The sequence below is a fragment of the Clostridioides sp. ES-S-0005-03 genome (assembly GCF_020658455.1).
In the GTDB taxonomy this organism is placed as follows: domain Bacteria; phylum Bacillota; class Clostridia; order Peptostreptococcales; family Peptostreptococcaceae; genus Clostridioides.
The window spans coordinates 1758418-1779284 of the sequence record NZ_JACVWI010000001.1; the positions used below are offsets into that span (position 1 = coordinate 1758418).

Here is a 20867-nt window from a genome sequence, read left to right on the forward strand (position 1 = left end):
GCCCCCTATCAAAGCTTCTATGCTTTTAATTTTCAATTAAAATTAATAGTATTACTATATCAAATTTAGTTAATTAAAGGCTTTTCTTAATTCCTCAACTACTACATCAAATTCATCATCAAATATAGTTCTTACATCTAAAACATATTTATTATCATATACTCTAGCTATTATATGAGCTTCACTGAGTCTTAATTTTTTTTCTAAAGATGATACATTCATATGCTCAGGAGTTATTGTTATTACCTTTGTGGCTATTGTTTCAAGAGGCATAGACCCTCCTCCTACCTGAGAGAATCCATCTTCTATGTTTATCTTAGCATTTAGATTTAAGGCAGTTATTTTTTCAAATAATTTATTTGCCTTTGCTTCTAATTCTCCAATGCTATATGTCAACATTTTTAAAGTAGGTATGTTTTCTACAGCCTTTGTTTCATCTAGGTACATCCTTAAAGTTGCTTCAAGTGCACATATTGTAAGCTTATCGACTCTAAGAGCTCTAGTAAGTTGATTTTTCTTCATTTTTTCTATATACTCTTTTTTCCCAACTATAATACCTGCTTGTGGCCCACCAAGCATTTTATCTCCACTAAAAGTAACTACATCCGCACCTTGTCTTATAGAATCTAATACAGTTGGTTCATAAGATAATCCATATTTTGATAAATCTATAAATACTCCACTTCCTAGGTCTTCTATTACAGGTAACTTATATTTTTTACCCAAATTAACTAGTTCTTCGATAGATACACTCTCTGTAAATCCCATAATTCTATAGTTACTTGTATGAACTTTCATCAATACATTAGTTTCTTCTGTAATAGCTTCTTTATAATCTTTTAAGTGTGTCTTATTAGTTGAGCCTATTTCCACTAATTCTGCACCACTAAGAGCCATTATACTTGGAATTCGGAAAGAACCTCCTACTTCCACTAACTCTCCACGTGATACAATTGCTTCTCCTCCTTTTGCCATTGTACTAAGTACAAGAAGCACTGCTGCTGCATTATTATTTACAACTAGTACATCTTCTGCACCAGTAAGTCTTTTTATTGTATTAGTTAAATGAGAATATCTTGAGCCTCTTTCTCCATTATCCAAATCATATTCCAAGTTTGAATATCTTGAAGCAGCACACCATAATTCATCTTTTATATCTTCACTAAGTAAAGACCTCCCCAAATTTGTATGAATAACTGTACCAGTTGCATTTATAACTTTTTTTAATGATAATGAGTAATTTAATTTAACTCTCTCTATTGAAGATTCTATTATCTCATCAAATTCTATTGTTACAGAATTAGATGCATCCTCTTTTAATCTTAAAATAAATTGTCTCTTAAAATCTATCACTTCTCTTACAGATTCTAAAACTAAACTTCTAGGATATTCCTCTATTATTTCTACTATTCTATTATCACTTAATACTTCATCAACTGAAGGTAACATTGCAAATAATTCTCTTTTGCTCAAAATAATCACTCTTTCTCTACATATAATATTTTATAAAACTTTAATATATTTTTCCCCTTTTTTCACTACAGAACCTATGATTTTTGCTTCTATTGCTCCATTTAACTTCATATCTCTTACAAGTTCTTCTGCTAATTCTTCTTTTACAGAAATCAATAACCCTCCAGAAGTTTGTGGGTCATATAAAATATCTTGAACTGCAACTTCTACATCTCCTACAATTTCTACATCTTTTGATACATAATGCATGTTTTTATACATCCCAGCAGGTATGATTCCCATTTCTGCCATTTCTACAGCACCCTCGATAATTGGAACATGCTTTGAATCAATTTCAATACTCACTTCAGAAGCTTTAGCCATTTCTAAAGCATGCCCAAGTAAACCAAATCCAGTGATATCTGTAACTGAATTTACATCAATTTTATCAAAACTCATTGCTGCATATTTATTTAAATGTATCATTATTTCTACTACTTTGTCACATACATGTTGTTCTACCATACCTTCTTTCATGGCTGTATTTAATACACCCACACCAATTGGCTTTGTTATAACTAACTTGTCGCCAGGCTTTGCAGTAGCATTTGATAAAACTTTATTTGGATTTACAATTCCAGAAACTGAAAGACCATATTTAGGTTCTTGGTCATCTACAGTATGCCCTCCGACTAATAGTGCACCACTTTCTTTTACTTTATCAAATCCACCTTTTAATATTTCTGCAAGTACATCCATATCATGACATGATGGAAAACAAACAATATTCATTGCAACTAAAGGCTTTCCTCCCATAGCATATACATCTGATAGTGAATTTGATGCAGCAATTTGACCAAATACAAATGGGTCATCTACCATTGGTGTAAAGAAATCCAGTGTTTGAATAAGTGCCATATCATCATTTAACTTATACACAGCAGCATCATCTGCTGTATCTAATCCTACTAATAAATTTTCTATATTATCATTTTTAGGCAGTTGAGATAAAACTGATGCCAGAACCTCTGGCCCTATTTTAGCTGCTCATCCACCTGCTGTTGTCATCTCTGTAAGTTTTTTTTGTTCCTTCTTCATAAAAGTACCTCCTTTACTAAATTTCCGCATATACACACATATACATACATATTTATAATACCATATCTATAAGTGAGTTTTGTATTATATTTTTAGTCTATACAAATTAAATCTTTTAGATTTTCGTATTTTTTATCTCCTATCCCATTCACATTTTTTATATCTTCAATTGAATCAAATTGTCCATTTTCTTCTCTATGTTGTAAAATTTTATTAGCTGTAGCTTCTCCAACTCCAGGTAAAGCATCCAGTTCTTCTAATTTTGCTGTGTTTATATTTATTTTTGATTTATCAGATAGATTTTTATTATTTTTACTTTCAGATTCATTTTTAGGTTCGTTTTCTAGACTTGGCTTATTAGAATCGCTGTTGCTTGTAACAGATATTGTTTCTCCTATTTTAGGTATTATGTAATGTTGTTCATCTTCTAACTTTAGTGATAAATTAATTCCATTTAAATCAGCTTCTTTTGTTGTTCCACCTAATAATTCTACAGCATCATAAAGTCTCTTATCTGATTCTATAGTTACAATCCCTGGTCTATTCACTGCTCCACTTATGTATATAGTTATTTTATTAATTTGAATATTTTTATCTATTTTCCCCTCATATTTATTATGCTTATTTACTTCATTTTTAACTATTTTGTCTACCTTATCTGTTTTTTTATTATGGGAATTATTTTTACTTACAACATAAATATCTTCTTTGAAGACATCTAACCGATTAATGATTATTGCTGACAATGTTAAAAAACATACCATAGAAAACAAAATAATTTTTACCTTTTTTTTCATATATTAATCACTCCTTCATTTTAATTATTGACAAAAATATGCTATACTAAAAGATGAATTTAAATTTTGGAGGCTCACAATGAAAAGAAATTTATCACTTTTATTAATCTGTTTCTTGATATTTGCTTCATTTTTAGGAAGTTCTAATATATCTTTTGCAGATGATGAACCAGCTATAGTTGCCAAACATGCCGTTTTAATGGACTATGAAACTGGAAAAATATTGTATAATAAATCTGGAGATTCTAAGCTTTATCCAGCTTCAACAACTAAGGCATGGACAGCTTGTTTAGTTCTGAAAAAGGTTAAGAATTTAAATCAAGTAATAGAAATTAAAAACCTACCTCAGATAGAGGGTTCTAGTATGTACTTGAAAGAAGGCGAAGCTTTCACTGTAAGACAATTATTAAACGCTCTTTTGATTCATTCTTCTAATGATGCTGCCTTTGTATTAGCTAGATATGTTGGTGAAGGAGATGTACAAAAATTTGTTGACCTTATGAATTCTGAGGCAAAAGATATTGGAGCTACTGGCACTCATTTTAACAATCCTCATGGATTACCAGACCCAAATCATTACACTACAGCTCATGATATGGCTCTTATGGCCAGAGAAGCTATGAATAATGATGTTTTTAGACAGATTGTAAAAACTAAGTCACTTAAGTTTGATGCTACAAAAGCATACCCTTATGAAAGATATTTTGTAAATACTAATAAATTTTTAACATCACATGATAAGATTACATATAAAGGTCAATCTATAGATATAAAATACGATATAGTTGATGGTATAAAAACAGGATATACTGATGCTGCTGGTAAATGTCTTTTATCTAGTGCAGTAAAAGATGGAAGAAGAGTCATTGCTGCTGTATTTAATTCAACTAATTACGATTTATATTTAGATTCACGCATCTTAATTGATTATGGATTTGATAACTTTAAATGCGCTACTATTGTTGATAAAGAAAAATATACTGATACTAAAAAAGTATTATTTACAAAACAACATGAATTAATTTATGAACCAAAATATAGTTATAAGATAACTTTAGGACAAAATGAGTCTCAAGGTGACTACAATACTAAAACTGAACTAGATAAAATTGATTTACCTGTAAAAAAAGGTACTAAGGTTGGTACTTTAAATATATATAATAGTGGTAAGCTAGAAAAGAGTATAGATTTAGTTGCAAAAAATAACCTTGATAGTAGTCTTCCATTTATAACTGAAAATAAAACTTTGATGCTTTCTATTAAAATTATTATGGCTATTTTAGTACTTCTAGTTATATTTATAATAGCTTCAAATATTAAAAAGAATAATAAAAGAAAGTCTAGAGGAAAAAGAAATATGAGAAAATAGCAATACCACTTATTTATAACACCCTTATCTGCTATAATTATAATGTTTTTTTAAAGAACAATTATCACATAGAAAAGGAGTTCTTAGGAATCCCTTTTCTTTTTTATACAAAAAAGGAGATACCCAAATTTTTATTTTGAGACCTCCCATATAATTACAATTAATCATAATCTTAAGCAAATCTAATTTTTAAATTTTTCTTTTTATAAAATATCATTTTTTTAATTATCTATACTGTATAAAACAACAACCTATATATCAAATTGAAATGTAAAGTTATCAATTAATCTAGTTTTTCCTATGAAAACAGCACTTGCTACAAGTACAGAATTTTCTATATGTTCAACAGGTTGTAATGTCTCACTATCTACAATTTCAACATAATCTATTTTTGTTGAATCTTCAGAATTTATTTTAGATGTTATTAATTCTTTTATTTTTTTTACATCTAGATTTCCTTTTGCCAGTTCTTCTTTTGCCAAGCTTAGGCTTTCATTTAAAACTAAAGCAGTTTTTCTTTCTTCTTTTGAAAGATATGTATTTCTTGAGCTTTTTGCTAAACCATCTTTTTCACGAATTATAGGGCATCCTATTATTTTTGTGTCTATATTCAAATCTTTGACCATCCTTTTAATTACTGCTAATTGTTGAGCATCTTTCTCTCCAAAATAAGCTTTATCAGGAGTTACTATATTCAGAAGTTTTGAAACAACTAGGCATACACCACCAAAATGAACAGGTCTTTTAGAACCACAAAGAAAATCTGTAAGTCCAGACACATCTATGGTAGTACAATTGCCTTTCAAATACATTTTTTCTGATGATGGGTTAAAGACTACTGATGCACCACTATCTATACAGTATTTAAAATCTTTTTCTATATCTCTCGGATAACTGTTAAAATCTTCATTTGGTCCAAACTGAGTTGGATTTACAAATACACTTACTACTACCTTATCATTTTCTTTTACAGCTTTTTTAATAAGGCTTTGATGTCCTTCATGTAAAAATCCCATAGTAGGAACAAGTCCTATAGAATAGCCAGTTTTTTTCCAATCTTTAATTATATTTCTTAGTGATTTTATTTCTTTTACAAGCATTTTGTACCATCCTTAATCTTAGTATAATTTTTCTAATTCAGATTCATTTATTGAAAAGCTATGTTTTTCTTGTGGAAATACGCCAGTTTCAACTTCTAGTATGTAATTTTTAATTGAATCTTTCATTATATCTCCTATATTTGCGTATTGCTTTACAAATTTAGGTACAAAATCTCCAAACATCCCCAACATATCTTGATAAACTAAAATTTGACCATCACAATTAATTCCTGCTCCTATCCCTATTGTGGGAATTGAAATAGAATTAGTCACCTTCTCAGCTATTTTAGCAGGAACTCCTTCAAGGACAATAGAAAATGCTCCTGCTTTTTCTATTAATTTAGCATCTTCAATAAGTTGTTTTGCTGTTTCACTAGTATTTCCTTGAACCTTAAATCCACCAAATGAATTTACAGATTGAGGTGTTAGTCCTAAATGGCCCATTACAGGTATTTGAGCATTTACAATGTTTTTTATTTGTTCTATAACGTTTGAGCCACCTTCTAATTTTACAGCATGTGCCCCACCTTCTTTTACAAGTCTGCCCGCATTTTTAACAGCCTCTTCTGTAGAAACATGGTAAGATAGAAATGGCATATCACTTACAATTAAGGCATTTTGGGCACCATTTTTTACAGCTTTTGTATGATATATAATTTCATCTATAGTAACAGATAGAGTGTTTTCTTCACCTTTTATGACCATTCCTAATGAATCTCCTATTAAAATACCATTTATGTTACATTCATCCATTATTTTTGCTATTGAGTAATCATAAGCAGTAAGCATAGATAGCTTCCTTCCATCACTTTTAGCATTTTTAAAAGTCAGTATAGTATTTTTCATTGTTTTTTCCTCCTAAAATTTTGTAAATCTCTTTATATTTTTCAGATTTACTCATTAAATCTTCGACTGCATTTTCTATAGAAATATTTTTTGTACATTTTAATGAATCTTCATTTTCCAAGGCTATTATTTTTAGTAGATTTAAGGAAAGTATTTTGTAAATATCTTCATCTTTTTTATCTAATGCTGATAAATGTTTTTTTATTGGTGTTATATCACCACGAACAACAGGTCCAGTAAGGGATTTAGTAAATCCCTTATCAAGTATATTTTCTATATTTATTTTGACCAAAGGATTTATAGCTTTTAAAGCTTCTTCTTCAGATAGACCCAATTTAATAAAGTAACTTACTCCTACATATAGTAAAGATAACACTAAATTTGAAACTAAAACATTGGCCACATGATAAGTGGATGAAGTATTTTTATCTCTTATGAAAAACCGATTTCCTAAGCTATTTATAAAATTTTGAATAAATAAATCATCTTTTTCATTATCACCTTCTATGGAAAAACAAATGTCTTTCATTTTTTTAATATCAGTATTTTTATTGGAAAATGCAAATATAGGATGGACAGAATAAATTAATGCACCTGCTTTTTTTGAACAGAACAATATACTAGATTTTAAAGAGCCACTTGTGTGGCAAATGTATTTATGTTTTAAATTAAATTTGGAAAGTTTTTTGTCTATGATTTCAATAGAATCATCTGATGTTGTAATAAATAATATATCATTTTCATAAATAATGTCTTTCAAGTTACTATAAATCTTTGTTTTTGTTAAATCTGTTGATTCTAATAAAGATAATTGATTTCTTCCATAAAAGCCCGTTACACAATAATCTTTTGACAAAAAATAATTTGCTAAAGATGTCCCAACTTTTCCAGAACCAATAAATCCTATTTTAATAGTATCACCTCCAACTTGTGATACAACATCTTAATTTCCAATCTCATTCATGAAGATATGAGTTATATAAGACAAAATAATTAAAAACATTTAAAGTATAGTTCTTATAACAAGATACCATCCATGAATATTCTACCATTTAAATAAAAAGTTGACAATTAATTCTACAAAAATTAAGTTAATATGTTTTTATTTATGTTTTCTTATTTTACTAAAAATGCACTTAACTTAAAAATAATTAAAATAATATTTTTCAATAATCTCTTTAACATTTTATTTTTGTTAAAAAATAAAAATGTGCTCCTTCCTTGTATATTGTGATATCTTTACTACCACAACTTTTTGGAAGAATGCACACTTTATTTCATACACTCAACACATATTGAATATGTATTCTCAAACTTATTAAATTATATATTTATGTATTTTTCTGTTTTTGCTTATCGTTAAGTTTACATTTTGAACAGTTTCCTAGACATTCATCAACCATATCTAGACATTCATTAAATGCTACCTTACTACTATTTTTATGTCTTACAATTAGTATATCCTGTTTTTTAGCCTGAGACTCAACTGTTCTAGACATCTTATGTGAAACTGTTGATGTAAGTATAACAACAGCATCAGGTTTTCCTATAGAGTTATTTAATTTAGATGACATAGTAGTATATACTTTTGTTTTATAACCTTTTTTCTTGGCCATAACCATATAATCTTTTTCCATTCTTTCATGGCCACCAATCACTAATAAGTTCATTAGACTGCCTCCCGCCTTATTTGATATTGATTTTCATTATTATTTATACTATATATAATAATATCTAAAAATAATTTTGTCAATACTTATTGATATTAATTATCATTTTAATAATAGAAGGTTTTATTTTTAGTAACTTTTTAGTGTTAATAAATTTAAATTTATTGGCTCTAAAAGTTATTGATATTGCATTATAAATAATGTTTTGTATAATAAAAAGCTGTAAGTTTTAATGATACCACTCATTAAAATTCACAGCTTTTAAAACTTAATATCCTATATTATTTTAAATTCTTTTTTATTCCTTTGTTTAATATACTTTCATAGTTAATAAAGTCATAAATATCTTCCTTAAATTCATCTGAAAACTTATGTAATTCTTCTAGTGTCAAATCTTCTATTGCTTTTTTATTATCTTCACAATATATTACAATACTTCCAACAATTCCATGTGCATCTCTAAAGGCAACATTATTTTTAACTAGATAGTCAGCAACTTCTGTAGCATTTAAAAACCCATTTTTAACTGCTTGTTTCATTTTATCTTCATTTACCTTTAATGTAGCTATCATTCTCTCCATTATTTGTATACACATTTCAAGAGTGTGTACACTATCAAAGAAGCCTTCCTTATCTTCTTGCATATCTTTATTGTAGGCTAGTGGTATACCTTTCATCACTGTAAAAAGACCAAATAAATTTCCATATACTCTACCAGTCTTACCTCTTATAAGTTCTGCACCATCAGGATTTTTCTTTTGAGGCATTATACTACTTCCAGTAGTATATAAATCATCTATTTCAACAAACCCAAATTCTTGAGAACTCCAAAGTATCAATTCTTCACTAAGTCTACTTAAATGCATCATTATAATTGAAAAATCACTCATTAGTTCTAATAAATAGTCTCTATCACTTACACCATCCATAAAATTATCTACAACTTTTTTAAATCCTAATTGCTCACAAGTTATATTTCTATCTATATCATGTGTAGTTCCTGCCAAAGCTCCACAACCTAAAGGTGATTCATCTAATATTTCTATAGCATTTTTTATTCTTTTCTCATCTCTATCAAACATACTATAATATGCCATCAAATGATGTTTAAAAGTTACCACTTGCGCTCTTTGAAGATGAGTATATCCTGGCATCATTACTGAATTTTTATCAGCAACATCTTTTATAGTTTCTTTAAATCCAGATATTAACCCCACTAAATCACTTGCCTTTTCTTTGGCATATAATCTCATATCAACTGCAACTTGGTCATTTCTACTACGAGCTGTATGAAGTTTCTTCCCAACATCACCTATTCTTTGAATCAAGTTTATCTCAGTAAAACTATGTATATCTTCATAATCTCCATCTAATGCCAATTTCCCATTTTCAATATCTTCAAGTATTCCATTTAGACCTTCTGTTATAGCTTTTCCCTCTTCATCTGTTAAAAGCCCACATTTTACTTGCATATAGACATGTGCTATACTTCCTTCGATATCTTTTTTGTATAGTATACAGTCATACCCAAAAGATTTATTAAATTCTTCCATAAGTTGATTTTCAGCTTTTCTAAAGCGTCCACCCCATAATTTCATATTTTTCACCTCATATTTTAATTTTTTATATTTTAATTATAATATTTTTACTTTAGCTAAAAATAAAAAATCTCTTGGTCAAAAAGACCAAGAGACGAAATATTCCGTGTTACCACTCTAGTTGATAAACTATGTTTACCCACTCTATTCTCTTAAGGCGAGATTACCTATTACCATACTGAATTTCAAGTAATATTCTCCAAAGCTCTATTCAATATAAAGTATTATCATTAGGCTTACACCATCCCTAACTCGCTGAGACCTGCTTTATATCTACTCTCTTCTTCACTGAATCTAAATTTTTATATTTTACCTATTTGTATTATAATTACTATCTATAAAATAGTCAACCTATTTTTTCCTTTAAATGCCTTTTTTAAGAACTAAGTGACTCTTTTAACTCAAAAAACTTATAAATTGCTTTTGCAACTCCACTCTCTTGATTGCTATCTGTCACATAATCAGCCTCTTGTTTAATCAATTCTTCTGCATTTCCCATAGCTACACCAAGACCAGCAAATTGTATCATTTCTATATCATTGTAATTATCTCCAAATGCAATTATATCTTCTCTATCTATATTCATTTTTTCAGCTAAAATTTTAACCGCATTGCCTTTATCAACACCAGTATTCATAACCTCAATATTATTTGGCCAAGAAGAAGTTATTTTTATGCCTTGAACTTTTTTTAATTCTTTTCTTATTTCGTCTAAAATAGCTGGATTTTTTTCTTCTATTATTACAAACTTTAATATGTCATTTTTAGAAATCTCTTCTCTTAAATCATCCCTTATAATTACTTCTGTTTCAGAGCCCAAAAACACACTTATTCTATCTTCACGCCCTTCTATTTTTTTTGAAAGCATGGAATCTATACTATTACATTGATAGTAAATATTATATTTGTCTAACACATCTAAAATATCTAGACATGTTTTTGTATCAATTTTATTTGAATATATTATATTTCCATTTTGTTCCCTTATCAATGAGCCATTACAAGCTATTATTGGCATATCTTCTTTAAGAAAATCTACATTGCATTTAGCTGAATCGAAAGTTCTTCCTGTTGCTAAAGTTACATTAATACCACTTTTAATAACTTTTTGCAGTGCAATTTTATTTTCATCAGTAACTTTATGGTTATTTCCTAATAAAGTTCCATCCATATCTGTTACAATCAATTTATATCCCATCATCCAACTCCATAACATTTTATTGTATACTTATATTTCCTTAATCTAATTTAAAGAATTACCCTTATTAAATTATATCATAACTTTACACTTAAACTATTCCAATTTATAAAATTAATAACATTCCTATACTTCCATATCAAGGCAAAATAAATCGTTTCTTGTAGTATTTTTCTGAATATTTTCAATTTATAGTCTTATAATGCTAGAAATTTTACAATATATGATATATAATCATATTAAATAAAGTGAGCTATTATAATATTTATATTTGTTTTTTACTATTATGTATTTTCACAATATTTTAAATCTAGCAACTTTTTTAACATTTATTATTGACTAAATAAGGAGTGATAAGCTATGAAATTAAAAATTAACAAAGCTATTGAAATGCAGTTGAAAAAAAGTTATGCCATAGAATCTGGTCATTGCGAAGATGTATTTGAGATAGATTGTGGCGAAGGTATAAATACAGTATCTTTCTCAAATAAAGCTGTAGAAGCTTTTAATGCTTTAGAATTTGATATGATAAGAGGATACCCTCATTCAATTAGTCTAAAAAATAATATAGTTGATTATTGGAAAGACTTTACAGCACTAACTACTGATAGAATTTGTCTAGCTGATGGTTCTATACATGTTATTTATCTTTTAAATAGATTATTTATTGAAAAAGGAGATAAGGTTTTAGGATATTCACCTCAATTTTCAGAATATGAAACAGATATAAAAATGCATGGTGCTACTTATGACTATGTTCTTTTAAAGAAAGAAAATAATTTCAAGTTTAATGAAAAGGAATTTATTGAAAAAATAAATTCAGAATATAAATTAATTTACATAGATAACCCAAATAATCCTACTGGACAAATTATACCTCTATCATCAATTGAAAATATAGTAAAAGAGGCAGCAAAATATGATATAGCTGTTATGATAGATGAGGCTTATGGTGAATATATGCCAAAAGAAAATTCAGCTGTAAAACTTTTAAATGATTATGACAATGTAATTGTTCTAAAAACATTCTCAAAAGGTTTTGGTTTGGCTGGACTAAGAGCAGGATATGCAGTCCTTCCTGAACAACTTGTTAATCCTATTAAAAAGATTTCTACTCCTTACGAAGTATCTGAAATCTCTCGTAGTATTGCAGCTAATTTATTAGATGATGTTCAATTTATAGAAGAATTAAAAGAAAAAACAAAAGCTATAAAAAATCAACTATTGATTCCATGGAAAAACCTTAACATAGCTGAGACTAGTGATACTGTATCTATAATGACAGTTGAACATAAAAATAAAGATATAAATTTACAACAAGAATTTGCAAAATTAAAAATAAGAGTTATATCTGGTAGCGATTTTACTGGACTTGATAAAAACTTTATAAGATTTAGAATGCCTGAAGAAAAAGAACTTCCTGAGGTTATAAAAGCATTCCAAATAATCGATAATCTAGAATAAATCTAACTATATAAGGGACATATTGATAAAATCAATATGTCCCTTTAGTTTAGTATTTTTAATTATTCTACAATATTTCTATTCATTAATTTATTAAGTTCCATCAATATTGATGAAAGTAATGCTAAACCTAAACAAATTCCTAATTCATATAAACCAAATACTGTTGGTATAGAGAATATCCCTCTCAACACTGGCATTAATGTTAAAGAGTAAAGTCCAAAACATATTAAAACTGCTCCTATAACATATTTATTACTAAAAAAGCCTAGTTTTACTATTGTCTGATTATTAGAACGCGCAGGCAATGTTTGCATTATTCTCGCTAATATTAAAGTTGAAAACGCCATTGCTACACCAAGTTCTGGTGACACTTGTAGTCCTATATATTGTGCAATTATTGTAACTATACCAATTATACAACCTCTTATAGCCACTGCTTTTAATGTTCCTCCTGCTAATATACTTTCATCTGGATGTCTAGGAGGTTTATTCATTATATTTTTTTCTGATTTTTCAAATCCTAATGCTATTGCTGGCAAAGAGTCGTTTACTAGGTTTATAAATAAAAGTTGTAAAGCTGTAAATGGGTTCGACCATCCTGCAAATACTGCAAACAAGATAGCCACTATAGCACCCAAGTTTCCTGCAAATAAATAAGTTATTGCTTTTATTATATTGCTATATACTGTTCTACCAACTTCAACAGCATTTACTATACTTGCAAAGTTATCATCAACTAAGACCATAGCAGAAGCATCTTTTGCTACATCAGTACCACTTCCCATACCTATACCTATATCTGCTTGTTTTAAAGCTGGTGCATCATTGACACCATCACCAGTCATAGCAGTTATGTTATTCTTATGTTGCCATGCTTTTACTATACGAATTTTGTTTTCTGGTGAAACTCTGGCATATACACTTATATCTTCTAATTTTTTATTTAATTCTTCTTCACTTAATGCATCCAACTCTTTTCCAGTAAGTGCTAAATCTCCATCTTCCATTATACCTATTTCTTTTGCAATTGCTGCTGCGGTTGTTTTGTGATCTCCAGTTATCATAACTGTTTTTATGCCAGCGCTCTTTGCTTCTTTTACTGCGTCCATTACTTCTTCTCTTGGTGGGTCTATCATTGCCATTATCCCAACCAATATCATATCATGTTCGTCATCAATTGAAGGTGTAAAACCTTCTTCTGGAACATCTTTTATTGCAAATGCTAATACTCTAAGTGCTCTATTTGAAAACTCTTCATTTTTATTCTTGTATTCTTCTATTATCTCATCTGTTATGTCTACTTTTGAGCCATTTTTTAAAGCATATTTACATCTGCTAAATACAATATCTGGAGCACCTTTTGTAAACATTATATAATCTCCATATATACTATTTACTGTAGACATAAGCTTTCTATCTGAATCAAATGGTATTTCATTTATTCTAATATATTTACTTCTTAATCTATCATAATCTAAATCATTTTTGCTTGAATAATTTATTAGTGCAACTTCTGTTGGGTCACCTACTTCTTTTCCATCACTAGTTATATGAGAATCATTACATAATGTAGAAACCATAGTCAACAATTTAGCATGATAAGAATAATTTATATTTTCTTTATTAAGCTCATCATTGTTAGTTCCATACATATAACAGTCCACAACTGTCATTTTATTTTGTGTAAGAGTACCTGTTTTATCAGTACATATGACACTTGTTGAACCTAAAGTCTCGACAGCTGGTAATTTTCTTATTATAGCTTGTTTCTTTGCCATACTGTTTGTTCCAACAGCCAGCACTATAGTAACTATTGATGATAAAGCTTCTGGTATTGCTGCTACTGCTACTGCTACAGAAAACATGAATGAATCGAGAATAATTTGTGTCATTTCTCCATTTCCAGCCATCATATAATTTCTTGCTACCTGAATTATAAATATTAAGAGTGCAAGTACTACAATACCTACACCAAGCTTTTTACTAAAAGCTTCTATTTTTTGTTGTAATGGTGTCAACTTATTTTCCGCAGTTTCTAAAAGACCAGCTATTTTACCCATTTCAGTATTCATACCTGTTCCAGTTACTACAAATGAACCTCTACCATAAACGACTACAGCACCACTAAATACCATGTTTTTTTGGTCACCTAAACTTACATCTTCGCTTATTTTTTCTGTATGTTTTAGAACTGGTTCTGATTCACCAGTTAACATCCCTTCTACAACCTTTAATGATTGTGCTTCTATAAGTCTTCCATCTGCTGGTATGTAATCACCAGCTTCTAAAAATACAATATCTCCAACTACTAAATTTTTTGCTGGAATTGTCATTTTCTTATTATCTCTTATTACCTTTGCATTTGGTGCAGATAAATTTTTCAAACTTTCTAATGAGCTTTCTGCTTTTTTTGTTTGTACAACTCCTAAAACAGAGTTGATAATAATAACTGCAAAAATTATTATTGACTCTACAGTTTCACCTAAAAATATTTGTACTAAAGCAGCTATCAATAGAATTATTACCAGTGGGTCTTTAAAACTTTCTAAGAAAAGCTTATACGTAGGAACCTTATCTGCTTCCTTTAATTCATTAGTTCCATTTTTTTCTAATAGCTCTTCTGCTCTTTCCTTGCTCAAACCATTTAAGCTTGAGTCTAAATTTTTAATTATTTCTTGATAAGTACTTTTGTAAGACATTTGTTGCCCTCCTCTTTAATAAATTTATTTTATGTTTGGGGACTCTTATGTATACTTGAAATTTTAAATTTTTTAAATAAAAAATTCCTTGAATAAAAAAAGACCCCAAAACAAACATACTTAATGCTTATTTTGAAGGTCTTGCTATCAAGGAATTCCTTGTTAATTAACCGAGTATCTCTACTGTCCTGACGATTAATTACCACTTTCGTGTAAGCTACTCCCCTTCGAGTAGTTATCTTTAATTGTATTTACATTATAACACCTTACATAATTAATAGTCTAGATTATTTTTTATTTTAACCTAAATTTAACAAATTATGGCTTAATCTATATGTAAATATTCTTCTAGTGTTAGATTGTTCATTGCAAAGTTTTTACTGTGTTCAGTTCCAACATATCTATAGTGCCATGATTCATACATGTATCCTGTTATGCTTTCTTTTCCCTCTGGATATCTAAGTATAAATCCATACTTATATGCATTTTCGTACAGCCACTTAGCTTCTTTTGTATTATTAAATTTTTTATTTGCCCAACAAGATTGGTCGTCTCCTCCAATATCAAATGCAAGTCCAGTTTGATGTTCACTTTCTCCTGGCTTAGCTGAAAATCTGTTTGCTTCCTTCTCACCATGTTTCTCTGCATATGTGTTGAATAAATTTTCTTGATATTTATAACTTCTATATGTACTGAAGGCTTTTAGATTTAATCCTGCTTTTTGAGCCTCTTTATTCATTTTATAAAAAGCATCTTTTGCTTCATTACTTTCTTGTGGAGAATAGTCTTCAGGTAAGCTATACTTTTTGTTTGCTACTACAATATTATTTATTGATAAAACGTTCACACCTTTTCTATACTTACTTATTTCATATGCCATGATTTTATTTTCTCCACTAGATATATTAATAAACATTTTTGCGAAAACTAGAAAAAATGCAAAAACTATAATCAAGCCTCTTTTCTTTTTCATATACTGCACCCCCATAATTTAGATTTAATATCTAAAAAATTTAAAGACATTTTACTTCATAGTATAATCATATCATTAATTTATTGCAAATTCTTTAAACAATTCTTAAGAAACTCTTAAATTCTTCTTTATGTTACTAAAACTAACAATATTTTTTCAATTTTTTTATATCACAGGTCCAGATATTGATTTTTTTTCCAAATGATGTATAATGTATTTATGGAAACTTTAAAGTACTACTTAGTACTTATCGTTTTTACATGAAAGGAGATAGCCAATTGACTGACAAACAAAAATTTATTATAACTATTGCTCAAAGAATCTTTGACCAAAAAGGTTTTCAAAATACTTCAATACTAGATATTGTAAAAGAATGTAAAATGTCTAAAGCTACTTTTTACAAACATTTTGAAACTAAAGAAAGTTTTATCTGTGAAATAATTAATTATTATGACGAAAAATTTTTAGAAATTATACATTCTATTAATGAAAACAATGATATTCATCCATCTGAAAAATTAAAAAGAAAAATAATAGCTGTATGGGGAAATATTTTTTCTAGAACTACTATAAATACTTATGTTAGGGAAAATTTTTCTGAAGTGCAACGTAAAACGACAAGTAAGTTACAAAAAAAATCTCGAGCTAATTTATTAAATGAATATAAGCTGAGTTTATTTGATAATTATGGCGACAAAATAGAAAACATTCTATTTGATTTAGTTTTCTTACTAGATGCTCTAATTCACCAGTTTACATATATTATTCATATACAAAAAAGAGAAATAAATGTATACTTTATTGCTGAATTTACTATACAAATGCTTGATTTAGTTGTAGAAAATGCGGATAACCTAAATCCTTTAATTGAAAAATCAATGTTTTTATATGAACAAGAAGATGAAGCTTATTCTTCTCTTTATAGTAAATCATTATTTTTTAAAACAATAGAGGATATAGAAGAGCTAATCAAAACAAACACTTCTCTTGTTGAAAACCCTAAGTTACTAGAAGCATCAAAAAAATTATATGAAGAAGGAAAAAATCAACTATATGATTCTTTAATTATGGATGCAATGATTACATATCTAGAAAAAGAAGACATTTTGAGACCAAAAGTACTTTTATTGAATAGTATTAAAAATCAATTAAAAAAGGAGACGTTATAAACTATGGAAATACAAAGTAATAGCAAAAACAATAAAAAAGGAAATTTGATAATAGCAATCGTAATGACTGGTGCTTTTATAAGCTCTCTTAGTCAAACATTACTGGCAACTGCACTTCCCAATATAATGTCAGATTTTAAAATTACTGCTGATGTTGGTCAGTGGTTAACTACGATTTATCTACTTATTGCAGGTATCATTATTCCTACAACAGCTTACTTGATAAATAGATTTAGTACTCGAAAATTATTTATTACATCAATGACTATCTTTTCTTTAGGATGTGTTATTGCACTTTTCTCTCGTGATTTTTCAACTATGTTGATTGCTCGTGTGTTACAAGCAGTAGGTTCTGGCTCTTTAATGCCACTTTTACAAGTTATTATATTATATTTATGTCCTATAGAAAAACGTGGTACAGCTATGAGTCTAGTTGGTATTACAGTGGGATTTGCTCCAGCAATAGGACCAACTTTATCTGGATGGTTAGTAGATTCATTTGGTTGGCATAGTTTATTTTTGCTTCTTTCACCTATAGCTATATTAGATGTTATACTTTCATTTATATTATTAAAAAATGTTGGAGAAGCTCAGAAACTAAAACTGGATATACCTTCAATAATACTATCTTCTTTAGGTTTTGGTGGTTTATTGATTGGGTTTACTAATCAAGGTAATTATGGCTGGACTAATAGTGCAACATATCTACCAATAATATTAGGAATTGTATCATTAATTTTGTTTACATGGCGTCAATTAAAATCTAAAGAACCATTCTTAGAACTAAGAGTTTTTAAAAATAAACCATTTCTTATTTCTACATTATTAATTATGATTGTATATGCTTCAATGATGTCTGCTACATTAATGATACCTCTATATATTCAATCTGTAAGGGGATTCTCTGCACTTGCTTCAGGTTCTTTAATGATGCCTGGTGCTATACTAATGGTTGCATTAAATCCAGTCGCAGGACGTCACCTAGATAAATATGGTCCTCACGCTCTATCAATATTAGGAACTGGATGCTTATTTTTAGGAACTTTATCTTTTGCATTTTTAGGCAAAGATACATCTTTAATTCATATATCATTAATGTATTGTATTCGTATGATTGGTATTTCAATGGTTCTAATGCCATTAACTACATGGGGAATTAAAACACTAGATAGAGAACTTATATCTCATGCTACAGCAATTAATAGTACACTTCGTCAAATATCTGGTGCTATAGGCTCTGCTGTACTTATTACTATAATGACAACTGCTACTAAAAAAGCTCACATGAGTTCAGCTATCCTGTCTAATATCCATGGAATAGATGTAGCATTTTCAATAGCAGCTACACTTGCATTTATTGGATTAATTGTATCAATATGTTTTATAAAAGAGCGACAAACTGTTAGAAGTTAAAATAAAAAAAGAGATGTTTTAAGATTAAAATCTTAAAACATCTCTTTTTTTCAGTTTGAAAAATATTGTAATCTTATAATACAGCTATTACTTCTATTTCAACTTTAACGTCTTTTGGTAATCTAGCAACTTCTACACAAGCTCTTGCTGGTTTATTTTCTCCAAAATACTCAGCATAAACTTCGTTTATAGCCCCAAATTCATTCATATCTTTTATAAATACTGTAGTTTTAACTACATTTGAAAAATCAGCTCCACTTTCAGCTAATATTGCTTTAAGATTTTTTAGAGATTGAGCAGTTTGAGCTTGTACATCTCCTTCAACTACTTCCATAGTTTCTGGCACAAGTGGAACTTGTCCAGATACAAATAATAAGTTTCCAGCTTTTATAGCTTGAGAATATGGTCCTAACGCTGCTGGTGCATCATTAGTATGTAATACTTCATGTTTCATATTAAAATCCTCCTAATTGGTTAATCTACTATACATAAAATGTATCTTCATACACTATTATACTATTTTTCTTGTATATTATATACACTTTTATTATAATTCTATAATTTTAAAACCTTTTTCTTCTATTGCGTTCTTTATTTTTGCTATATGGTCATAATCTATTGTTTCTAATATAAATTCCGCACTTTGTTTTCCTAGAGCTTCACCTGCTGATAATTTACCTTGATTAGCACTTAAAATATTTCCACCATTCTCACTTATTATTCTAGTTAATTCAGCAAAGTTTCCTGGCTTATCTTCCATAATTGTACTAAATGAATATCTTCTTCCTTCTTTAGCTAGAGCAACACCTATTATTCTATATAATGTATTTATATCTATATTACCACCAGATATTATACACACTACGTTTTCATCTTTTGCTGGTGCATATTTACCACTTAATATTGCAGCTGTACACACAGCCCCTGCACCTTCTGAAACTATCTTTTGACTTTCCATCATAAATAATATTGATTCAGCTATTTCTATTTCTTCAACTACTACTATTTCATCAACTAATTCATTTATTATTTCAAAAGTTAAGTCTCCAGGAGTTTTAACAGCTATACCATCAGCTATTGTACTATCATTAAATGCTGTTGTTACTTTTCCGTTTTTAATTGACTCTTTCATTGAAGGTATATTTGCAGTTTGAACACCAACTATTTTTACATTAGGATTTAATGCCTTTGCTGCAACAGCAACACCAGATATTATTCCTCCACCACCAACTGGGCATAGTATAGTATCAACCTTATTATTTAATTGTTCGAAAATTTCAAGAGATATAGTTCCTTGCCCTGCTATAACATATTTATCATTGAATGGATGTAAGAAAGTTGCTCCTGTTTCTTTTTGTATTTCAACAGCTTTTGCATATGCATCATCATAAACTGCACCATTTAAAACTACTTCTGCTCCATAACCTTTAGTTGCACTAACTTTTGCCAATGGTGCCGTTGCTGGCATTACTATTGTAGATTTTATACCAGTCATTTTTGCGCCTAATGCGACACCTTGTGCATGATTTCCTGCACTTGAAGCTATTACTCCACTTGCTTTTTCTTCATCGGTTAAACTTGCTATTTTATTACAAGCTCCTCTTAATTTAAAAGACCCTGTTTTTTGAAGGTTTTCACATTTATAGAAAACATTCGCTCCTGTTTTTTCGCTAAGTTTAACGCTTTCAAGTAAATCAGTTTTTTTAACTATGTCTTTAATGGTCTCTCTAGCTTCTTTCACATCTGTTAAGGTAACATTTATCATTTTATTCCACTCCCGTAAATCCAATTTTTATTTATTACTTTCTATATAATTCTATATCTTTTTTTTTTAAAAATCAACATGTAAACGATTTTTATAATTTTTTAATTAATCACAAAAAAACTAAAAATACAACAATTGAATACAATAAACACATCTATTCAATTAAGTTAGATTACGCTAAATGATAATATTAAAATAATTTTTACATTTTTATCAAAATAACAGTTTATTCTTTATTATTTTTATTAAAATT

Annotated in this window: 17 protein-coding genes and 1 other annotated feature; of the genes, 4 read left to right on the forward strand and 13 right to left on the reverse strand. The window is 28.6% G+C overall.

Annotated elements, in window-relative coordinates; all coding sequences use genetic code 11:
- Positions 1 to 69: 69 nt before the first annotated feature.
- The 3 genes from selA to IC218_RS08080 form a co-directional block, all read right to left on the reverse strand.
- On the reverse strand, positions 70 to 1449 hold the full coding sequence (selA, locus tag IC218_RS08070) for an L-seryl-tRNA(Sec) selenium transferase (protein ID WP_227824267.1): 1380 nt from the start codon (positions 1447 to 1449) through the stop codon (positions 70 to 72).
- A gap of 54 nt (positions 1450 to 1503) precedes the next feature.
- A complete protein-coding gene (selD, locus tag IC218_RS08075; RefSeq protein ID WP_227432539.1) occupies positions 1504 to 2550 on the reverse strand; it encodes a selenide, water dikinase SelD in 1047 nt (348 codons plus the stop codon).
- Between the two features lie 92 nt (positions 2551 to 2642).
- Positions 2643 to 3347 (reverse strand): DUF655 domain-containing protein, encoded by a 705-nt coding sequence (locus IC218_RS08080; protein ID WP_227432538.1) that lies wholly within the window; start codon positions 3345 to 3347, stop codon positions 2643 to 2645.
- Positions 3348 to 3426: 79 nt separating this feature from the next.
- Between IC218_RS08080 and IC218_RS08085 the strand changes: the two genes are divergently transcribed.
- Positions 3427 to 4716 (forward strand): D-alanyl-D-alanine carboxypeptidase family protein, encoded by a 1290-nt coding sequence (locus IC218_RS08085; protein ID WP_227432537.1) that lies wholly within the window; start codon positions 3427 to 3429, stop codon positions 4714 to 4716.
- A 251-nt stretch (positions 4717 to 4967) separates the two neighbouring features.
- On the opposite strand, the gene panC is transcribed toward IC218_RS08085, so the two are convergent.
- The 6 genes from panC to IC218_RS08115 all read right to left on the reverse strand — a co-directional run bounded on the left by panC (position 4968) and on the right by IC218_RS08115 (position 11128).
- Positions 4968 to 5816 carry a pantoate--beta-alanine ligase gene (gene panC / locus IC218_RS08090; RefSeq protein WP_227824188.1) on the reverse strand — a complete coding sequence of 283 codons (849 nt, stop codon included), beginning with the start codon at positions 5814 to 5816 and terminating at the stop codon, positions 4968 to 4970.
- Between the two features lie 18 nt (positions 5817 to 5834).
- A complete protein-coding gene (panB, locus tag IC218_RS08095; RefSeq protein ID WP_227824189.1) occupies positions 5835 to 6662 on the reverse strand; it encodes a 3-methyl-2-oxobutanoate hydroxymethyltransferase in 828 nt (275 codons plus the stop codon).
- Positions 6637 to 7575, reverse strand: coding sequence for a DUF2520 domain-containing protein (locus IC218_RS08100; RefSeq protein ID WP_227824268.1), 939 nt, complete (start codon positions 7573 to 7575; stop codon positions 6637 to 6639). Before IC218_RS08100 ends, panB begins: the two co-directional genes overlap by 26 nt.
- A 418-nt stretch (positions 7576 to 7993) precedes the next feature.
- Entirely contained in the window at positions 7994 to 8332 is a 339-nt protein-coding gene (locus IC218_RS08105) for a DUF2325 domain-containing protein (RefSeq protein ID WP_021385441.1), read from the reverse strand.
- A gap of 281 nt (positions 8333 to 8613) precedes the next feature.
- Complete coding sequence (gene argH, locus IC218_RS08110) at positions 8614 to 9930, reverse strand: argininosuccinate lyase (RefSeq protein WP_227432534.1); 1317 nt, start codon at positions 9928 to 9930, stop codon at positions 8614 to 8616.
- Between the two features lie 87 nt (positions 9931 to 10017).
- Positions 10018 to 10228: a binding site (T-box leader), on the reverse strand.
- Between the two features lie 78 nt (positions 10229 to 10306).
- Positions 10307 to 11128 carry a Cof-type HAD-IIB family hydrolase gene (locus IC218_RS08115; RefSeq protein ID WP_227432533.1) on the reverse strand — a complete coding sequence of 274 codons (822 nt, stop codon included), beginning with the start codon at positions 11126 to 11128 and terminating at the stop codon, positions 10307 to 10309.
- Positions 11129 to 11488: 360 nt separating this feature from the next.
- On the opposite strand from IC218_RS08115, the gene IC218_RS08120 reads away from it, so the two are divergent.
- Entirely contained in the window at positions 11489 to 12592 is a 1104-nt protein-coding gene (locus IC218_RS08120; protein ID WP_227432532.1) for a pyridoxal phosphate-dependent aminotransferase, read from the forward strand.
- A gap of 62 nt (positions 12593 to 12654) precedes the next feature.
- On the opposite strand, the gene IC218_RS08125 is transcribed toward IC218_RS08120, so the two are convergent.
- Together IC218_RS08125 and IC218_RS08130 are read right to left on the reverse strand one after the other, a co-directional pair.
- A complete protein-coding gene (locus IC218_RS08125) occupies positions 12655 to 15294 on the reverse strand; it encodes a cation-translocating P-type ATPase (RefSeq protein WP_227432531.1) in 2640 nt (879 codons plus the stop codon).
- Positions 15295 to 15619: 325 nt separating this feature from the next.
- A complete protein-coding gene (locus IC218_RS08130) occupies positions 15620 to 16267 on the reverse strand; it encodes a D-alanyl-D-alanine carboxypeptidase family protein (protein ID WP_227432530.1) in 648 nt (215 codons plus the stop codon).
- A gap of 278 nt (positions 16268 to 16545) precedes the next feature.
- On the opposite strand from IC218_RS08130, the gene IC218_RS08135 reads away from it, so the two are divergent.
- Together IC218_RS08135 and IC218_RS08140 are read left to right on the forward strand one after the other, a co-directional pair.
- Positions 16546 to 17436, forward strand: coding sequence for a TetR/AcrR family transcriptional regulator (locus IC218_RS08135; protein ID WP_227432529.1), 891 nt, complete (start codon positions 16546 to 16548; stop codon positions 17434 to 17436).
- 3 nt (positions 17437 to 17439) lie between these two features.
- Complete coding sequence (locus IC218_RS08140) at positions 17440 to 18849, forward strand: MDR family MFS transporter (protein ID WP_227432528.1); 1410 nt, start codon at positions 17440 to 17442, stop codon at positions 18847 to 18849.
- Between the two features lie 73 nt (positions 18850 to 18922).
- On the opposite strand, the gene IC218_RS08145 is transcribed toward IC218_RS08140, so the two are convergent.
- Positions 18923 to 19303, reverse strand: coding sequence for a RidA family protein (locus IC218_RS08145; RefSeq protein ID WP_227432527.1), 381 nt, complete (start codon positions 19301 to 19303; stop codon positions 18923 to 18925).
- Between the two features lie 93 nt (positions 19304 to 19396).
- The gene (ilvA, locus tag IC218_RS08150; protein ID WP_227432526.1) at positions 19397 to 20614 is read right to left on the reverse strand and encodes a threonine ammonia-lyase; all 1218 of its coding nucleotides are present in this window, start codon (positions 20612 to 20614) and stop codon (positions 19397 to 19399) included.
- Positions 20615 to 20867: the final 253 nt, after the last annotated feature.

Excerpts from the sequence above, each read along its gene's own strand:
- selA (WP_227824267.1), bottom strand. The coding sequence starts at position 1,449 with ATGTTACCTTCAGTTGATGAAGTATTAAGTGATAATAGAATAGTAGAA.
- IC218_RS08080 (WP_227432538.1), bottom strand. The coding sequence starts at position 3,347 with ATGAAAAAAAAGGTAAAAATTATTTTGTTTTCTATGGTATGTTTTTTA.
- IC218_RS08085 (WP_227432537.1), top strand. The coding sequence starts at position 3,427 with ATGAAAAGAAATTTATCACTTTTATTAATCTGTTTCTTGATATTTGCT.
- panC (WP_227824188.1), bottom strand. The coding sequence starts at position 5,816 with ATGCTTGTAAAAGAAATAAAATCACTAAGAAATATAATTAAAGATTGG.
- panB (WP_227824189.1), bottom strand. The coding sequence starts at position 6,662 with ATGAAAAATACTATACTGACTTTTAAAAATGCTAAAAGTGATGGAAGG.
- IC218_RS08105 (WP_021385441.1), bottom strand. The coding sequence starts at position 8,332 with ATGAACTTATTAGTGATTGGTGGCCATGAAAGAATGGAAAAAGATTAT.
- argH (WP_227432534.1), bottom strand. The coding sequence starts at position 9,930 with ATGAAATTATGGGGTGGACGCTTTAGAAAAGCTGAAAATCAACTTATG.
- IC218_RS08115 (WP_227432533.1), bottom strand. The coding sequence starts at position 11,128 with ATGGGATATAAATTGATTGTAACAGATATGGATGGAACTTTATTAGGA.
- IC218_RS08120 (WP_227432532.1), top strand. The coding sequence starts at position 11,489 with ATGAAATTAAAAATTAACAAAGCTATTGAAATGCAGTTGAAAAAAAGT.
- IC218_RS08125 (WP_227432531.1), bottom strand. The coding sequence starts at position 15,294 with ATGTCTTACAAAAGTACTTATCAAGAAATAATTAAAAATTTAGACTCA.
- IC218_RS08130 (WP_227432530.1), bottom strand. The coding sequence starts at position 16,267 with ATGAAAAAGAAAAGAGGCTTGATTATAGTTTTTGCATTTTTTCTAGTT.
- IC218_RS08140 (WP_227432528.1), top strand. The coding sequence starts at position 17,440 with ATGGAAATACAAAGTAATAGCAAAAACAATAAAAAAGGAAATTTGATA.
- IC218_RS08145 (WP_227432527.1), bottom strand. The coding sequence starts at position 19,303 with ATGAAACATGAAGTATTACATACTAATGATGCACCAGCAGCGTTAGGA.
- ilvA (WP_227432526.1), bottom strand. The coding sequence starts at position 20,614 with ATGATAAATGTTACCTTAACAGATGTGAAAGAAGCTAGAGAGACCATT.